At 65.7% G+C, this 17,119-nt stretch carries 18 protein-coding genes; 3 read left to right on the forward strand and 15 right to left on the reverse strand.

All coding sequences use genetic code 11. The features are described 5' to 3' along the window. Positions 1 to 18: 18 nt before the first annotated feature. Positions 19 to 1,872 carry a translation elongation factor 4 gene (gene lepA, locus BFL43_RS19920; RefSeq protein ID WP_168176683.1) on the reverse strand — a complete coding sequence of 618 codons (1,854 nt, stop codon included), beginning with the start codon at positions 1,870 to 1,872 and terminating at the stop codon, positions 19 to 21. Between the two features lie 90 nt (positions 1,873 to 1,962). On the opposite strand from lepA, the gene BFL43_RS19925 reads away from it, so the two are divergent. Together BFL43_RS19925 and BFL43_RS19930 are read left to right on the forward strand one after the other, a co-directional pair. Continuing rightward, complete coding sequence (locus BFL43_RS19925; RefSeq protein ID WP_084894209.1) at positions 1,963 to 2,607, forward strand: alpha/beta fold hydrolase; 645 nt, start codon at positions 1,963 to 1,965, stop codon at positions 2,605 to 2,607. 9 nt (positions 2,608 to 2,616) lie between these two features. Further along, complete coding sequence (locus tag BFL43_RS19930; RefSeq protein ID WP_084894210.1) at positions 2,617 to 3,129, forward strand: type II toxin-antitoxin system PemK/MazF family toxin; 513 nt, start codon at positions 2,617 to 2,619, stop codon at positions 3,127 to 3,129. Positions 3,130 to 3,139: 10 nt separating this feature from the next. Here the strand turns inward: BFL43_RS19930 and BFL43_RS29570 are convergent, their stop codons facing one another. From BFL43_RS29570 to BFL43_RS19950, 4 genes are all read right to left on the reverse strand, one after another. Continuing rightward, entirely contained in the window at positions 3,140 to 3,379 is a 240-nt protein-coding gene (locus BFL43_RS29570; protein WP_240498371.1) for an OsmC family protein, read from the reverse strand. A gap of 299 nt (positions 3,380 to 3,678) precedes the next feature. Continuing rightward, complete coding sequence (locus BFL43_RS19940; protein WP_084894211.1) at positions 3,679 to 4,527, reverse strand: transglutaminase family protein; 849 nt, start codon at positions 4,525 to 4,527, stop codon at positions 3,679 to 3,681. Continuing rightward, positions 4,524 to 5,504: an alpha-E domain-containing protein gene (locus BFL43_RS19945; protein WP_206186719.1), complete on the reverse strand. Its 981-nt coding sequence runs from the start codon at positions 5,502 to 5,504 to the stop codon at positions 4,524 to 4,526. The genes BFL43_RS19940 and BFL43_RS19945 overlap by 4 nt, the downstream gene beginning before the upstream one ends. Continuing rightward, positions 5,504 to 7,282, reverse strand: a complete 1,779-nt coding sequence (locus BFL43_RS19950) for a circularly permuted type 2 ATP-grasp protein (protein WP_084894213.1) — start codon at positions 7,280 to 7,282, stop codon at positions 5,504 to 5,506. Before BFL43_RS19950 ends, BFL43_RS19945 begins: the two co-directional genes overlap by 1 nt. 205 nt (positions 7,283 to 7,487) lie before the next feature. Between BFL43_RS19950 and rpsT the strand changes: the two genes are divergently transcribed. Continuing rightward, positions 7,488 to 7,748 carry a 30S ribosomal protein S20 gene (rpsT, locus tag BFL43_RS19955; RefSeq protein ID WP_084836694.1) on the forward strand — a complete coding sequence of 87 codons (261 nt, stop codon included), beginning with the start codon at positions 7,488 to 7,490 and terminating at the stop codon, positions 7,746 to 7,748. Between the two features lie 229 nt (positions 7,749 to 7,977). Here the strand turns inward: rpsT and holA are convergent, their stop codons facing one another. The 10 genes from holA to BFL43_RS20005 all read right to left on the reverse strand — a co-directional run bounded on the left by holA (position 7,978) and on the right by BFL43_RS20005 (position 17,087). Beyond that, positions 7,978 to 8,949 carry a DNA polymerase III subunit delta gene (holA, locus tag BFL43_RS19960; RefSeq protein ID WP_084894214.1) on the reverse strand — a complete coding sequence of 324 codons (972 nt, stop codon included), beginning with the start codon at positions 8,947 to 8,949 and terminating at the stop codon, positions 7,978 to 7,980. 54 nt (positions 8,950 to 9,003) lie between these two features. Beyond that, complete coding sequence (locus BFL43_RS19965; protein ID WP_084894215.1) at positions 9,004 to 10,407, reverse strand: ComEC/Rec2 family competence protein; 1,404 nt, start codon at positions 10,405 to 10,407, stop codon at positions 9,004 to 9,006. Beyond that, positions 10,404 to 11,303, reverse strand: a complete 900-nt coding sequence (locus BFL43_RS19970) for a ComEA family DNA-binding protein (RefSeq protein WP_084894216.1) — start codon at positions 11,301 to 11,303, stop codon at positions 10,404 to 10,406. Before BFL43_RS19970 ends, BFL43_RS19965 begins: the two co-directional genes overlap by 4 nt. 88 nt (positions 11,304 to 11,391) lie before the next feature. Beyond that, positions 11,392 to 12,246: a DegV family protein gene (locus BFL43_RS19975; protein WP_084894217.1), complete on the reverse strand. Its 855-nt coding sequence runs from the start codon at positions 12,244 to 12,246 to the stop codon at positions 11,392 to 11,394. Then, on the reverse strand, positions 12,243 to 12,977 hold the full coding sequence (gene octT, locus BFL43_RS19980; RefSeq protein WP_084894218.1) for a diglucosylglycerate octanoyltransferase: 735 nt from the start codon (positions 12,975 to 12,977) through the stop codon (positions 12,243 to 12,245). Before octT ends, BFL43_RS19975 begins: the two co-directional genes overlap by 4 nt. Then, positions 12,974 to 13,642 carry a histidine phosphatase family protein gene (locus BFL43_RS19985; protein ID WP_084894311.1) on the reverse strand — a complete coding sequence of 223 codons (669 nt, stop codon included), beginning with the start codon at positions 13,640 to 13,642 and terminating at the stop codon, positions 12,974 to 12,976. The genes octT and BFL43_RS19985 overlap by 4 nt, the downstream gene beginning before the upstream one ends. A gap of 40 nt (positions 13,643 to 13,682) precedes the next feature. Then, complete coding sequence (gene rsfS, locus BFL43_RS19990; protein ID WP_084894219.1) at positions 13,683 to 14,111, reverse strand: ribosome silencing factor; 429 nt, start codon at positions 14,109 to 14,111, stop codon at positions 13,683 to 13,685. Next, positions 14,108 to 14,764, reverse strand: a complete 657-nt coding sequence (gene nadD, locus BFL43_RS19995) for a nicotinate-nucleotide adenylyltransferase (protein ID WP_084894220.1) — start codon at positions 14,762 to 14,764, stop codon at positions 14,108 to 14,110. Before nadD ends, rsfS begins: the two co-directional genes overlap by 4 nt. Positions 14,765 to 14,787: 23 nt before the next feature. Then, entirely contained in the window at positions 14,788 to 16,185 is a 1,398-nt protein-coding gene (locus BFL43_RS20000) for a VWA domain-containing protein (RefSeq protein WP_084894312.1), read from the reverse strand. A gap of 20 nt (positions 16,186 to 16,205) precedes the next feature. Further along, positions 16,206 to 17,087, reverse strand: a complete 882-nt coding sequence (locus tag BFL43_RS20005) for a MoxR family ATPase (protein WP_084894221.1) — start codon at positions 17,085 to 17,087, stop codon at positions 16,206 to 16,208. Positions 17,088 to 17,119: the final 32 nt, after the last annotated feature.

Raw genomic sequence — 17,119 nt, forward strand, 5'->3', positions numbered from 1 at the left:
AAGCCGATCCTAGTGTCGCTACTTGCCCTTCGGCTTGTCGCTTGCAGCGTCAGAGGACAGCGCGGCGACGAACGCCTCCTGCGGGACCTCCACGCGGCCGATCGTCTTCATCCGCTTCTTGCCTTCCTTCTGCTTCTCGAGCAGCTTGCGCTTACGGCTGATGTCGCCGCCGTAGCACTTGGCGAGCACGTCCTTACGGATCGCGCGGATGTTCTCGCGGGCGATGATCTTCGATCCGATGGCCGCCTGGATCGGCACCTCGAACTGCTGGCGCGGGATCAGCTCTTTGAGCTTGGTCGTCATTTTGTTGGCGTATCCGGCGGCGCCGTCCTTGTGGACGATGGCGCTGAACGCGTCCACCGCCTCGCCCTGCAACAGGATGTCGACCTTCACCAGGCTCGAGATCTGTTCACCCGCCTCCTCGTAGTCGAGGCTGGCATAACCGCGGGTGCGCGACTTCAGTGAGTCGAAGAAGTCGAAGATGATCTCTGCCATCGGCAGCGTGTACCGCAGTTCGACGCGCGTCTCCGAGAGGTAATCCATTCCACCGAGTTCACCGCGGCGGGACTGGCACAGTTCCATGATCGAACCGACGAACTCGCTGGGCGCGATGACGGTCGTCTTCACGATGGGTTCGTAGATGTTGCGGGCCTTGCCCTCCGGCCAGTCCGACGGGTTGGTGACGACGTGCTCGGCGCCGTCTTCCATCTCCACGCGGTACACGACGTTCGGCGCGGTCGAGATCAAGTTGAGCCCGAACTCGCGCTCCAGCCGTTCCCGGCTGATCTCCATGTGCAACAGCCCCAGGAATCCGCAGCGGAAACCGAACCCGAGAGCCACCGAGGTCTCCGGCTCGTAAGCCAGTGCGGCGTCGTTCAGCTGGAGCTTGTCCAGCGCTTCGCGCAGCACCGGGTAGTCGGAACCGTCCACCGGGTACAAGCCGGAGTAGACCATGGGACGCGGTTCGCGGTAGCCGGTCAACGGCTCGGTGGCACCGTTCTTCGCCAACGTGATCGTGTCACCGACCTTGGACTGACGAACGTCCTTGACACCGGTGATGAGGTAGCCGACCTCGCCGACACCGAGGCCCTTCGAGGGCTTCGGATCGGGTGAGACGATGCCCACCTCGAGCAACTCGTGTGTCGTTCCCGTCGACATCATCTTGATCTTCTCGCGTGGCACGATCTTGCCGTCGACGACGCGGACGTAGGTCACGACACCGCGGTAGGTGTCGTAGACGGAGTCGAAGATCATCGCGCGCGCCGGGGCGTCTGAGTCGCCGACCGGCGGAGGAATGAGCCGGACCACTTCGTCGAGCAGTTCGGTGACGCCGACGCCGGTCTTACCCGACACCCGCAAGACGTCGCCGGGTTCGCAGCCGATGATGTGCGCGATCTCCGCGGCGTAGCGGTCGGGGTCTGCGGCGGGCAGGTCGATCTTGTTGAGGACCGGGATGATCGTCAGGTCTTTGTCCAGGGCCAGGTACAGGTTGGCCAGGGTCTGCGCCTCGATGCCCTGGGCAGCGTCCACCAGCAACACCGCGCCCTCACACGCCTCGAGGGCACGCGACACCTCGTAGGTGAAGTCGACGTGTCCGGGGGTGTCGATCAGGTGCATCACATAGTCGGTGCCGTCGACGTTCCACGGCAGCCGGACGTTCTGTGCCTTGATCGTGATGCCGCGTTCGCGCTCGATGTCCATGCGGTCGAGATACTGAGCTCGCATGTCGCGGCCTTCGACCACCCCGGTGACCTGGAGCATCCGATCGGCCAACGTCGATTTGCCGTGATCGATGTGGGCGATGATGCAGAAGTTCCTGATCTTGGCCGGATCAGTGAACGTGGTATCGGAAAGCCTGGGAATTGAACTCACTCCTCGTGTGGAACGCGTGACCCTCAGTTTCTCATGACCCGGGCCCGCGCCTGCTATTCGGTGCGTCCGGACACGGGTTAGCGTGAGAACATGGCCGTCATCGAATGGGACTCCGAAGGCGTGGTCGGGGCACTGCATCGACCGGCGGGGGACGCCGTCGCAGTAGTTGTGCTGGCCCACGGGGCCGGCAGTAACCACAATGCGACAATCCTGCGGGCGATGGCGGAAGCCCTGAGTGACCGCGGTGTGGCGACGGCGCGGATCGATCTGCCCTACCGGCAGAAACGACCCAAGGGCCCGCCGAGCCCGTCCGGCGCCGCCGCCGATCGCGCCGGGATCGTCGCCGCGTGTGAGGCCTTTCGTGAGGAATCAACCGGTCCGCTCATCGTCGGCGGACACTCCTACGGCGGCAGGCAGGCCTCGATGGCGGTGGCCGAGAACGCCGACATCGCCGACGGGCTGCTGCTCACGTCGTTTCCGCTGCACCCACCCGGCAAACCCGACCGCCTGCGCACCGAACATCTGCCGTCGATCAGTCGTCCGACGCTGGTGGTGCACGGGGTCAGCGATCCGTTCGGCTCCACCGACGAGTTGACCGCCGCACTCGCCCTCATCAAGGCGCCGACCCGCCTGATCGACCTGCCGAAGGTCGGCCACGACCTCAAGCCGGACCGTTCCGGCGCGCCGGTGATCACCGCCGACGCCGTCATCGAGTTCTTCGGGGTCGGTGCATAGGCTGTCGGAATGGCTGGAAAATTCACCTCGCTCGCGATGTCACTGGTCCGCCAACACGGTCCGCGCCTACTTCGGGAAATGACGAAGTCGAGCAGCGCGCCATCCCGGCGAACGGCCCCGCCGGCACCGTCACGCAGTGCACCCACCGGCAACCGGGCCCGCCGCATCGAGTACTCCCCCGCCCTGGACGGCGCCGCGGATCCGGGCGAGATCGTCTGGACCTGGGTCGAATTCGAAGAAGACGCCGGCCAGGGCAAGGATCGCCCCGTATTGGTGGTCGGCCGCGACGGCGCCAACGTCCTCGGGTTGATGCTCTCGAGCCAGGGCCATCGCCGCGACGACAGCAACTGGGTCAGCATCGGCACCGGCGACTGGGATCGCGAGCATCGCGAGAGCTTCGTCAGGCTCGACCGCGTCCTCGACATCCCGGAGAGCGGGATGCGCCGCGAGGGCGCGATCCTGCCCCGCGGTCAGTTCGATGGCGTCGCCGACGTGTTGCGGCGTAGCTACAACTGGCAATGAGCCGAGGCGATCAGGCCAGCGGAGCCTGCGTCCACTCGTTGACGAACTCCAGTCCACTGCGGACGAACAACTGACTGACCGGGCAGCGCCGCTCGGTTTCGGCGACGAACTGGGCGAACTGCTGCTCGGTCGCGTCCGATTCGACGGTGGCCCGCACGGTCACCTTGTCGAAGTTTGCGTTGCCGTCGGCGCCCTGCACCAAGACCGCGGTGTCGAGATCACCTTGGACCTCGAATGAGAACTCGCCCAACGAGATTCAAGGTCCTTCGCGACCAGCGACGCAGTCACCTGGTTGCAGGAGGTCAGGGCACCGAGAGCGTAGAACAGCGGACTCGGGGCCTCGTCCTTGCCACCGAAAGCCGGGTAGGCGTCAGTTCTGAACTCGTGGCCCTTACCTGATGTCACCAGATGCTGGGCGACCCCGGTGCCGGTGGCGGACACGACAAAAGGGAACTACGGATTGTTTTGCTGCAGTGGTCATTACACGACACTGACAGACCGCCGACCGGCAGCGCCGCCTTAAACCCAACCAGATTCCACTGCTGGCGCTCAGGCCAGCCGCGTGATCTCGACCTTCACCTCGAGATCCTTGGCGCCGGCGCCCGTGTATATGCCCTTGAGCGGCGTGACATCCGAGTAGTCGCGACCGACACCGACCGACACGTGCTGCTCGGAGATCGACACGTCGTTCGTCGGGTCATAGCCCCACCACCCGCCGGTCCAGGCCTCGATCCAGGCGTGACTCTGGCCCTCGACCGTCCGATTGATCGTCGCCTTGCGGTTCGGGTGCAGGTACCCGGAGACGTAGCGGGACGGAATTCCCAGACTCCGCAACAGGACCAGGCACAGGTGGGCGTAGTCCTGACAGACGCCCTTCTTCTCTTTCCAGGCGTCGACCGCCGAGGTGTGCACGCCGGTGGTGCCGGGCACGTACTCCATCTCCTGATGCACCCACTGACAGACGGCCAGGACCGCATCCTGTGGATTCATGCCCTTGGTCAGACGCTTCGCGATCTGCGCCAGCTGCCTGCTGTTCGGGACGTATCCGGTGTTGCTCAGCACCTCGTCGTAACGATCGAGCACCGCGTAGGCGCCGAGGCCCTCCCAGTCGACCTGTTCTTCCTCGGTCGGCATCTCGTCGGGCTCGGTCTCGACCACCGACAACCCGGACACCTCGAGCTCTTCGTGAGGGGCGTGGAGGTCGAATGCGGTGACGGCGGTTCCCCAGTAGTCGGTGTAGCGGTACGACCTCGTCGCCGGGATCGTCTCGACCCGGTTGATGATCACGTTCTGCCGGGCGTCGCTGCGTGGCGTGAGCCGGGCTTCGTTGTACGACGAGGTCACTGCCGCGTTGTAGGCAAAACCGGTGGAATGCACGACCCTCAGGCGCCAGCTCACAGTTCACTCTCCTCGATGAATCGGTCGACGGAATCGCTCGCCGAGGCGTCGGCCCACGCGACGTACGGCGACACGTGGAAGTACTGGGCGGTCACCGCCTCGCTGACCTCGCGGCAGGTTTCCTGGAGGTCGATCAGCCGTGGCTGCAAGTCGTCCAACAGCATTCCCGGTTGCATGAACTCGAGGCCGCTTCGGGCGCGGCCCAGCAGACGTTGCGCCTCGGCCTGCGCGCCGACCCGGCTCGGCCGGTTGTCCAGTTCGAGGAGCTGCTGCTCGGCCAGACTGATCGCGTGGAAGACCGACCGCGGAAAGAGTCTGTCCAGCAACATGAACTCGACGACCCTCGTGGCGTCCAGGGCACCGCGATACGTCCTCAGATAGGTGTCGTGGGCACCTGCCGACCGCAGCACGGTGACCCACGCCGGTGAGCCCGACCGGTCCCCCGCACGCGACAACAGCATTCGGATCGTCATGTCCACGCGCTCCACCGAACGACCGAGGAGCAGATAACGATATCCGTCGTCATGGCTCAGGGTGGCGTCTGCCAGACCGGCGAACATCGCGGCCCGGTTCTTCACGTACGCCAGGAACTCGTAGGGGCCCAGTTTGCGAGCTGCACGTTCGGCGTCACCGAGACCGTTGTAGGTGGTGTTCAGGCACTCCCACATCTCACTTGAGGTGACTTCTCTTGCACCACGGGCATTTTCGCGTGCCTGTCCGACATTGTCGACGATGGAACCCGGCTTGTTCTTCGAATAGGCGACTCGATCGGTGAGCGACCACGCGTCGAGTTCCTCGTCCTCGGGCGGCAGTTCCATCCCGAGAACCTGCAGCACCAGTCGACAGCGACGGTCAGGATCGACGGTGGCGTCTTCGAGCAGTTGGTGTACTGCGACGTCGAGGATCCTCGCGGTGTCGTCAGCGCGCTCGACATAGCGCCCGATCCAGTAGAGCGATTCGGCGTTACGGGCGAGCATCATCGGCGCACACCACCCTGCTGCTGCTGTTGTTGTTGCTGTTGCTGTTCCTGCTGCGACGAGGTGTCCGGGCCCTGTTCGGTCGGGGTACTCGGGGCCTGCAAGGCATCACTGCTCACCAGTTCTTCGCCCGAGAGTTCACGCTCCTCGGCCGACGTCCGGGACGCGAGCACCCACGTGTCCTTCGATCCGCCACCCTGGCTGGAGTTGACCACGAGAGAACCCTCCGGCAAGGCGACTCGCGTCAGTCCACCCGGCAACACCCACACCGATTCACCGTCATTGACGGCGAACGGCCGCAGGTCCACGTGCCGCGGCGCGAGTTTGCCGCCGATTTTCGTCGGAACCGTCGACAGCTGCACCACGGGCTGGGCGATCCAGCCACGCGGATCGAGTCGGATCTTGCGCGCCAGCACGTTCAGCTCGTCGGCCGTGGCGTCGGGGCCGAACACGATGCCGTATCCACCCGAACCCTCGACGGGTTTGACGACGAGTTCGTCGATGCGATCGAGAACCTCCTCGCGCTCGTCGTCGAGCCAGCAGCGCAGCGTGTCGACGTTGCCGAGACTGGGTTTCTCGCCGAGGTAGTACTCGATGATCTCCGGCACGTAGGTGTAGGTCAGCTTGTCGTCGCCGACGCCGTTGCCGACCGCGCTGGAGATCACGACATTTCCTGCGCGCGCGGCGTTGAGCAATCCGGCCACGCCGAGCATGGAGTCGGGGCGGAACTGCATGGGATCGAGGAAGTCGTCATCGATGCGGCGATAGATGACGTCAACGCGCTGCTCACCTTCGGTGGTCCGCATGTAGACGACGTTGTCGCGGCAGAAAAGGTCTCGACCTTCGACGAGCTCGACGCCCATCTGGCGGGCGAGGAGCGAATGTTCGAAGTAGGCCGAGTTGGCCACACCGGGCGTGAGGACCACGATGTTCGGGTCCGCCTCGTTGAAGGCCGCCGAGGCCCGGAGTGCGCGCAGCAGGTGCGTCGAGTAGTCGCCCACCGCCCGGACCCGGTGTGAGGCGAACAGATCCGGGAAGACCCGGGCCATGGTGCGACGGTTCTCCATCACGTAAGAAACGCCTGACGGTGAACGCAAGTTGTCTTCGAGCACCCGGAAATCACCGTGCTCGTCGCGGATGAGGTCGATCCCGGCCACGTGGATACGCACACCGTTGGGCGGCTTGATGCCCATCGCCTGGCGATGGAAGTGCTCACACGAGGTGATGAGTCGTTTCGGAACGACCCCGTCGCGCAAGATCTCCTGCTCCCCGTAGACGTCGTCCAGAAACATCTCCAGAGCTTTCACGCGCTGGGTGATGCCGCGTTCGAGCTTCGCCCATTCGCCGGCCGAGATCACTCGCGGGACGACGTCGAGCGGGAAGGGACGTTCCTGTCCCGAGTGGGAGAACGTGATGCCCTGGTCGATGAACGCGCGACCCAGTGCGTCGACCCGGGTTTCCAGGTCAGCCCCGTCATAGCTGCCCAGTGCCTTGTGAATCCCTTTGTACGGACCGCGCACATCAGCGTGATCGAACATCTCGTCGTAGGCGGCCCCGTACGGACCGGTGGCATAACCGTTGAAGATTCCCGACGCCGCGGCCGGCCGGCCGTCAGCTTTGGTAGGGCCGCGTTTCGCCGGGGTGGTGCTCCCTCCACTTTGCGACCCGGCAACCTTGGCAGGCTTTTTCTTGCCGTTCTTCGTCTCACCTGACACCTTGGCGGTCGTGGCACGCGCACCCGCGGCGCGCTTCGACCCTGCTGCTGTTGCGGCACTCATGTGACACATGTTGCCGCAAGTGGCTGCTCTCGGCAGTCCCGAGCGCAGGATTGCCTCAGATCCCCCGGGTCGCCAGAGTCGGGATTTGGGTCGGCATCGGTGCGACTGGTAACGTTATCCGCTGGCGCTGAGTCAACGGTCGAGCTCTGTCTCCGGCCTCGACTCGCGGGAAACCATTGTCTTTGAAGTTAAGGAAAATACACGCGTGGCAAACATCAAGTCCCAGATCAAGCGGAACAAGACCAACGAGGCTGCAAAGCTGCGTAACCAGTCGACCAAGTCGTCGCTGCGTACCGCGATCCGCTCATTCCGCGAGGCTGTTTCCGCCGGCGAGAAGGACAAGGCTTCCGAGCTCCTGGTCAGCACCGGCAAGAAGCTCGACAAGGCTGCCAGCAAGGGCGTCATCCATGCCAACCAGGCCGCCAACAAGAAGTCGGCGATGGCTCTCTCGCTCAACAAGCTCTGATCTACCTGCCCGTGACCGGGCACCCATAACTTGACAGTTACCGATCACCCCGGAGACTCCCACGCAGTCACCCGGGGTGTTCGGCGTTTGTCGTGCGGCTACTCCCGCGCCTGCTGAAATCGGAGGATGTCGCACTTCCTCCGACATCGGCCACATCCTCCCGCTCCAACCGGAGGAACTGACAACAGTCGGAGGGAATGGCAGATCCTCCGACTTCGGGGAACTGGTGTCATCGCCGGCGCGACGGACGCAGATCAGCGACAGCCGCGACCGCTCGCTGCAGGCTGTAGTCGGCGTCTGCCGCCTGACCCTTGACCTCACCGTTGAGCGTGGCCACCACGGACATCGCTTTGGCGATCGAATCCGAATCCCATGCCGACGCCTGCCCCTGCACCTTCTTGACCTTCCACGGCGGCATGCCCAGTTCTGAGGCGGCGGCGTACTGATCCATGCGACCCACACCACGGACGCGGGCGATGGAGTGCACCGCTTCGGCGAGGGCATCGGCGAGGAGCACGTGCGCGACGCCGTGATGATGCGCCCACTGCAGCGACTCCAGGGCGCCCGCCCGATCGCCCGTCACCGCCTTGTCTGCCACTTCGAAGCCGGTGATCTCGGGACGCCCCGAGTAGTAGCGCGCGACCGCCGCCACGTCGACCTTGCCGTCCGTGTCGGCCGCGAGCTGACTGCAGGCCGACGCCAACTCACGCAGGTCGGCTCGCACCGACTCCAGGATCTTCTCGATGACGTCCGGCCCCGCTTTGACCCCATGCCGGCGCAACTCGCTTCTGACGAAGTCGGCACGTGCACTGCCTTTGAGGCTTGCACAATCATGTTCCTCGACACCGCTCTTCCGAAGCGCGCCAACCATCGACTTCGCCCGGCCACCACCTGAGTGCACGATGATGAGGGTGACGCCCTCGGGCGGGCCGACCGCCACCTCGGCGACGAGCTTGGCAGGTTCCTTGCCCGCCTCAGCTGCGGCCTCGAGAACGATGATTCGGTCCTCGGCGAACAGGGACGGGCTCAGCAACTCCGCCAGTTCGGGCGCCGTCGCGTCTCCCGCCCGCAGTCTCGTCACCGGGATGTCCTCTGGGTTGGAGACCGTCGCCCGGACTGCGGCGACGATGCCACCCGTCGCACGTTCGGCCAGGAATTCGTCGTCGCCGAGGACCAGATGCACGCTGTTCACAGTCGTCATGGTGCCAGAACCCGGCGACACCCCCACCCGCACCACGAGCAGGCGACCCCGCGCTCACCACAGGGTCACCGTCGCCAGTGGTAGCGAACTGCACTTCTGCGCGACGAACACCATCCACCACAGTTCGGGACCGATGAACCGGACCAACAGGAACGCCACCGGCGGGCAGACGAGGTTGACAGCCGCCGCTGTGGTGCCCAGCACGGTGATGGGCGCGACGACGATCGTCACGGCCAGGTTCGCGACCACGGCGACCAGACTGAGCCTGCCACTGAACAACACGACCACGGGTGTGGTCACCAGTTGCGCCGCGAACGCCACCGCGAGGGCTTCGGCGAACCCCCGCGGGACATGGTGGCGCCGCAGCCATTCGACGATCACCGGCGCGATGACGATCAGTCCAGCGGTGGCGACGACAGACAGGATGAACCCCGGCTGGACCGCGAACGCCGGCCACACCAGCAGCAGGATGACGATCGCGGCGCACAACGCCGGCATGGCCTGCGCACGCCTGCGGACCAGCAGCGCCACCAACCCGACTGCGCCCATCACCGCCGCACGGACCACGCTGGGACTGGGCCGCACCAGGATCACGAAGATCACGATCACGACCCCCGTCACGGCCACCGCCGTGCGCGGCCCCGCCCCGAGCGCCCGCACCGTCAGCAACAGCGCCCCGATGATGATCGCGAAATTGGCACCGGACACCGCGGTCAAGTGCGAAAGTCCTGCGGTCCGGAAGTCCTCCTTCACCTGCTCGTCGAGCGCCGAGACATCGCCGAGCACCAATCCCGGGAGCAGGCCTGATTCCGGCGCTCCGAGCGCACGGGAGGCCAGCTCCCGGAACTGGCCTCGCACGTACGTCGCGACCCGTTGATACCAGGGTGGAGCGCGCACCTGCGACGGCGGCCCCGAGGCAGTCAGCGTCGCGACAGTGAGGTCTGGTCGGCGCGGCTCCGACACTGTCACCAGCGCCGACAGGTGTTGCCCCGGGACCAGATCCATCCAGCCGTCAGCAGGGGCGAGCACCGTCGCCGCCGCCTTCGACACCTCCTGCCGGCGAACCGAGGTCACGGTGACCGCGATCACCACCCGATCCGTGCGCGCCATGGCCCTCGGATCGTCGGTCACCCGCAGCCCTACCGTGACCTTGCTTCCAAGAATGGTGCTGTCCGCCAACGGGTTCAGTTCGAGATGGTGCTGACGGAGCACCAGGGCCCAGCCGAAACCTGCGACAACGCCGCCGATTCCGAGAAGAACGGGCATCATCGACGTTCTGGCACCTTGCACCAGCGACGCCACCACAACGATCGTCACGAGCGACGCGACCAGCGCAAGTCCAGCCGTGATGCTCACCGGTGCGAGGATTCCTGTCACCGTGATGAGCCAGGCGGCCGAGGCCGCCGGAACAAGCCGCAGATCTAGCGTCGTGGCGCCCGGCACCACGGCTGCGCTCACACCGTGACCCGGTCCCTGAGTTTCTCCAGACGCGCGGGACCGATGCCGTCCACCTCGGCCAGCTGATCCACAGACGTGAACCGGCCGTTGGCGTTTCGCCAGGCAATGATCGCGGCCGCGGTCACCGGACCCACTCCCGGCAGGGTATCCAGCTCGGCTTCGGCCGCGGTGTTCAGGTCGACCCGCGCCTGGCCGGCGCCCGATGGTGGGAGCGAACCCGTCGTGGTGCCGACGCTCGGACGCGGCGCTCCCCCGGCGCCATCGACCGCGACCACAGCGCTACGCACCTGGGGTCCACCGGCCGGGTCGGCCAAACCGACCAGAACCTGATCCCCGTCGCGCAGCGGCTGGGCAAGATTCAGGCTGAGGATGTCGGCTCCGTTTTTCGCACCGCCTGCCTTTGCGAGCGCATCGGCGACGCGAGATTGGGGTGGCAGTCGCACCAATCCTGGCCGGTGCACGAGTCCGACCACGCTGATCACCAATTCTGCCGGCGGATCTGCTGTCTGAACGCTCGCCGTCGAACTCGTTGCCGCGCCTGCGGTCTCGGGGAATGCGACAGGTACATCCGCGCCGCTCGCACCGTCGGCGAAGGCGGTGTAAAGCGCCACCAGGGTGGCCAGGACGCCGACGATCACCAAACCGATCGCCGCGGCAGGCGTCGACCGCCACCGACGGCGCAGCGGTCCGTCCGGGTCCGGGTACTCGGGGTCGAAGGGGTCGTCGATGGACTCATCACTCCACCTGCGTTCCGCGGCGGAGTCGTCCCCTGGGCTGTCGTGCAGCCACTGCGCAGACCCGAGCCAGGCGGGAACGGCAGCGTCGGGCGTGGAGGGCTGCGGCGGTCCGGTCGGCTCCGGTTCCGACTCCGCCAACCGGTCCAGGTTGCTACTCATAGCCGAAAACCTAGCGAGCCGTTCCGCTCCAGACGGCAGCTGATACGGGATGCCGGTCCCTACCTGTGGACTACTTCGGAACTGTGGACTACTCGGGGGCGAGGTCGATCGGGCCCAGTGAGGTTGTCAGTGCGATGCCCACCGCACCGGAACCCACGTGGCGGGACAGGACCGGACCGAGATCGGACTCGACCAACGACTCGATGGTGAGTTTTGACCGCAGCGCCTCGGTGATCTCCGCGGCCAGTTCGGGAGCCTCACAGTGCTGGACCCCGAGGGTGACCGGCCGACGCTGCGCGACCTCGACCGCCGTGTCGATCATCTTCGCGATGGCCTTCGACATCGTGCGCTGCTTCTCCTTGAGCACCAGAGAACCGTCGACGACCCGCAGTATGGGTTTGATGGCCAACGCGGATGCGAACAGGCGGGTGGTCGCGCCTATGCGACCACTCGAACGCAGATTTTCCAGTTGCTGGACGCACAGCAGACACTCGGTGGTCGAACCGACCCTGATCGCCGATTCGTAGACGCGGTCCATGTCCGCACCGGACTCCGCGGTCTGCGCCGCGGCGATGGCGGCGAAGCCGACACCTAGCCCGACGGTGCGGGAGTCGACGACCCGGATGCGTCCCTGGAACTTCTCTGCGGCCAATCGGGCCGAACCCCAGGTACCGCTGAAGCGCCGGGACAGGTGCACGGCCACCACCCCGTCGCCGTCACTGGCCTCGATCGCCTTCTCGTACGCGACCTCGAGGTCGGCGGGGGTCACCCCGGACGTGGTCGTCTGAGGATCGTTGAAGATCTCCGGACCGATCTCGTCGACGTCCTCCAGCAGATCGCGGTCGGCGGTCAGGACATGCATGGGCACCTGTTCGATGCGATACCGCTCGCGGATCCCTGCAGGCAGGCGGGCCGAGGAGTCGGTGACGATGACGACGGTCACGACACCACGGTAGACGCCAGGGTCCTCGCGAGGACGTCGTGCACAAGATCGGCGACGTCGCGGTGGCACCCGAATCCCCAGTGGATGCCATCGGGGTTACCTTCTCCGCGATCGAAGTGTGCCGCGGTCGGCGGTAGCAGATCGATCAGCGGCACCCCTGCATCTTCGGCCCAGGTAGTCATGGCCGCAACAGTTTTCGGCCTGCCCGAATGCACGTTTCCGTAGTACGGACTCCGGTGTGTGGACGGTAGGCAGGCCACGACCGGAAGGTCTGGACGGATCGCGACGAGGGCTTCGTGGATCTTGCCCAGATAGTCACCGGTCAGCGCCGGCGGCAGGGCGAGCGGCCATCCTGTGGGCGCCAGCCGCGGTTGCAGCCAGCCGTACCCATCACGTACCCGCTGCCGCAGCCACGGCGGCCGGATGTACCGGATTTGCTCCCGCAGGGCGGTCGGCATGGGCGAGGGCAGCGAATCCATACCGCCGAACGCGAAGACCACCGCCTTGGCCCGTGGGACCGCGGCCCAGATCCGCGGGTCCTGGGTCAGGGCCCACCACACGTCCCGACTGGTCCAGCCGATACGACCGAACAACTCGAGTTCGAGACCGAGTTCATCTGCGACGAGCGTCGGCCAGATCCTCGGGTCGTCGGCCGGCAGCCCACCCTTGGGTCCGTAGTAGGCGAGCGAGTCCGACAACACCAACAGCGAATCACGCTTCGGTGCCGTCATTGCACGGCAGCGTCCGCGACCTCGGCGGACGCGTTCCACACGTCGAGCCGCCAGGTCGTCTCGTCGTCGGCGCCGTGCCCGCTGAGTTGGACCCAGCTCGTGTTGGCCAGTCCCCCGAACACCGGCCAGTGACTGATCGGCAGTCCCAGCAGGCCTGCGGTCATCGCCGCGATCACTCCGCCGTGCGCCACCAGGACCACCGGCGCGTCGGCGTTGTCGCCGCGACCCCAATCTCCCAGTCCGGCGACCAGTTCCTCGACGACCGGCACACTGCGGGTGGCGACGTCCGTGCGACTCTCGCCCTCCGGGGGCCGCCAGGTCGCGTCATCGCGCCAGATACGCCGGGCACCGGGCATCTGATCGTCGACCTCGTGATGGGTCAGGCCCTGCCACAACCCCAGGTGGGTCTCACGCAGACGTTTGTCCGTGCCGACCTCGAGCCCGACCTGTGCGGCCAGAGCTGCCGCGGTGTCGCGGGCGCGGCGCAGATCAGACGAGACGATCAGGCGCGGTTCACGACCGGCCAGCACCTTCGCCGCGGCTTCGGCCTGCTTGATGCCGAGCGCGGACAGGTCGGTGTCGAGTTGCCCCTGCATCCTGCTGGCGGCGTTGTACTCGGTCTGCCCGTGCCGGAGCAGCAGCAGACGTCGCACGACCGGCGTCATCCGCTCGACGCTGGAGTCGTGGCCGTCGGGACGGAGCGACTCACTCACCAACGTCCTCCCGGTTTGCCGCGTCGTCGCTGCCGTCGTCAAAGCTGCTGAGGGGTTTGGACTCGATGCCGGGGATGTCGATGACGGGGCAGTCTTTCCACAGTCGCTCGAGGGCGTAGAACTCGCGCTCCTGCTCGTGCAGGACGTGGACGACGACGTCGATGTAGTCGAGCAACGTCCAGCGCCCCTCACGGGTGCCCTCGCGGCGAACCGGTTTGGTGCCGGCGTCCCGCAGCTTCTCTTCGATCTCGTCGACGATGGAGGCGACCTGACGTTCGTTGTCGGCGGAGGCGATCACGAAACAGTCGGTGATCACCAGCTGTTCCGACACGTCGATCACGACGACGTTGGTGGCCAACTTCTCGGCCGCCGCATGGGCGGCCACGGTGGCGATGGAGACCGCCTCGGATGACGCTGTCACAAAATGCCTTTCGATTGGTAGAGCTTTCGTTTGCTGATGTACTGCACCACCCCGTCAGGTACCAGGTACCAAACCGGACGTCCGCCTTCAGCACGTTTGCGGCAGTCTGTCGACGAGATCGCGAGCGCCGGGATCTCCATGAGGTGCAACGTATCGGGCGGCAATTTTTTCAGGTGCCGCTCGAGGTGCGCCGCCCCCAGTTCATAGCCCGGCCGGCTGACCCCGACGAAGCTCGCCAATTCGAACAGCGCTTCCCAGTCCTGCCACGACAGGATCGACGCCAACGCGTCGGCGCCGGTGATGAAGAACAGCTGCGCGTCGGGATTGACGGCCTTCAGATCACGCAAGGTGTCGACGGTGTAGGTGTCCCCGTCCCTGTCGATGTCGACTCGGCTGACCGAGAATCGCGGATTGGATGCCGTCGCGATGACCGTCATCAGGTAGCGGTCCTCCGGCGGGCTCACGCCTGCGTCGGCCTTGAACTTCTGCCACGGTCGTCCGGTGGGAACGAAGATGACCTCGTCGAGGTCGAACCGGTCCGCGACCTCACTCGCAGCCACCAGGTGACCGTTGTGAACGGGGTCGAACGTCCCGCCCATCACACCGATGCGCCGACCACGCGAGACTCGGGTATCGGGTGTGGTGTCGGGCATGAGCAGTGAGTCTACTGATCAGCTCACACGGGCAGCAGGTTGGCGATCACCTTGCCGAGTTGCGTCGCATTGCGGCACTCGTGCATGTCGATCACCCCGGAGTAGGTGGAGGCCACCGAATCGCCCGTATCCCAGTTGCGGGCGGCCTCCGGATTGAGCCAATAGGCATGTCTGGTGCTGTCGACCATCTCGGTCAGCGCATCGAGTTTCGGATCGTGATAGTTGTTCCGGCCGTCACCGAGGATCAGCAGCGCCCCGCGCCTGGTGAGAGCATCCAGGTGGTCGCTCGCGAAGCCACTGAAGGCGTTCCCGTAGTCGGAGTGACCGTCACGGGTGATCAACCTGGCCTGGCTGAGCATCTCCCGCACCGCGGTCGTGAAGTCCAGGTCAGGGCCGTCGAAGAACTCGGTCACCTCGTCGACCGTGTCGACGAACGCGAACACGCGAACCTTCGAGAACTGCTGCCGCAGGGCGTAGACGAGTTGCAGGGTGAACTGCGAGAACCCGGCCACCGAGCCGGAGACGTCGCACAGGACCACCAGCTCAGGGCGGCCCGGCCGGGGTTTGCGTCGCACCAGATCGATCGGGACGCCTCCCGTCGACATGGAAGCCCGCAGTGTCTTGCGCACGTCGATCGATCCACGGTGCGCGCGTCGCCGCCGTACCTCAAGTCGGGCGGCGAGCAACCGCGCCAGCGGTGCGATGGTGCGGCGCACCTCTGCGAGGTCGGCGGCGCCGGCGGACAAGAAGTTGACCCGCTCCGGCAGGTTCGGCACCGCATATTGCGACACCTGCTCCCGGCCGTTGCGCTGGGCCATCCGTCGTTTGGTCTCACTCTCGATCAGCGAGCGGAATTGGCGTACGCGATCGGCAGCGGCGCGCCGGAAGACCGGCTCGGTTCCCGATCGGTCCTCGACACCGGACGAGCCGGCCATGGCGGCGGCGATCTGTGCGATGAGGGTTTGGGGGTTGATCGTCGACATCGCCTGATAGGTCGAAAAAGCCGGACCGCGCGAGGATCGGTAGCTGCCGAGCTGCGCAACCGCCATTGCGGCGAATGAGGCGAGTTCGGCCTCGGCCTCCTTGGAATCGTCGGCGAGGAGTTCGGCCAGTCGCTCGCGCACTGCCTCGATGTCGACGTTCCCATCGGCGTCGAGAGCGAAGGCGTCGTCCTGATCACCGCTTCGCTCCCCCATGCCGAGCGGGAACCACAGATCGAAAACCGCGTCGAAGACCCGACGGTGACCATTGTCGTGCAGCAACGTGCACGCCATGCCTTCGCGAAAGCTGTTGCGATCCAGAAGATCCAGCACCGACGTCGCCTGTCCGGCGTCGATCAGGTTTGCCGGGCCCACCACGATTCCACGGCCCCGCAGGTCGTCGACGAAGCCGGTGAGTTGAGTGATGAACGGAGAACTCACGATCGGGGTGTTCACGAGCGTCAGCCGAGCTTCAGTTCCTTGAGGGCGGTCGCGAGATCGGGACGGTGTTTGAGAACCACACCGAGCGTGCGAGCGATGACGCCTTCGTCGATTGTCGACCCGGGCTTCTCCCCGACCCCCAGCGCAAGCAACGTGTGTGCCCAGTCGATGGTCTCGGCGACCGACGGCTTCTTGCGGATGTCGAGCGTGCGCAGTACCCCGATGATCCGGACCAGTTCCTTGGCCACCGATTCGTCGAGTTCGGGGACCCGGCTGGCGAGGATGTCGCGCTCGCGGGCTGCATCGGGGAAGTCGATGTAGAGGTAGAGGCAGCGGCGCTTGAGCGCTTCGGAGAGCTCGCGCGTCGCATTGGACGTCAACAAGACGATGGGACGGCGGTCGGCGACCACGGTGCCCATCTCGGGGATGGTGATGGCGAAGTCGCTGAGCACTTCGAGGAGCAGACCTTCGATGTCGACGTCGGCCTTGTCGACCTCGTCGATCAGCAGCACCGTGGGGCCGGGCTGCGAGATCGCCTTCAGCAGCGGCCTCGGGAGCAGGAACTCGTCGGAGAAGATGTCGGCTTTCGTCTCGTCCCAGCCGCGCTGACCGGTCGCCTGGATGGCGAGGATCTGTTTGGCGTGGTTCCACTCGTAGAGTGCCCGGGCCTCGTCGATGCCCTCGTAGCACTGCAACCGCACCAGATCGGCGTTGGTGGACTGCGAGATCGCCCGGGCGAGTTCCGTTTTGCCGACGCCGGCAGGTCCCTCGACGAGCAGCGGTTTACCGAGCCGGTCCGCCAAGAAGACCGATGTCGACGTGGCCTCATCGGCCAGATACCCGACTCCGGCCAGTGTCTCGCGCACGCCTGGCACGTCGGTGAAACTAGGCTGTACGCCCATTGGTTCTCCTAAGAATTGATCGATTGGCCCTG

The sequence above is a fragment of the Williamsia sp. 1135 genome, from assembly GCF_002095395.1.
Classification (GTDB): Bacteria; Actinomycetota; Actinomycetes; order Mycobacteriales; family Mycobacteriaceae; genus Williamsia.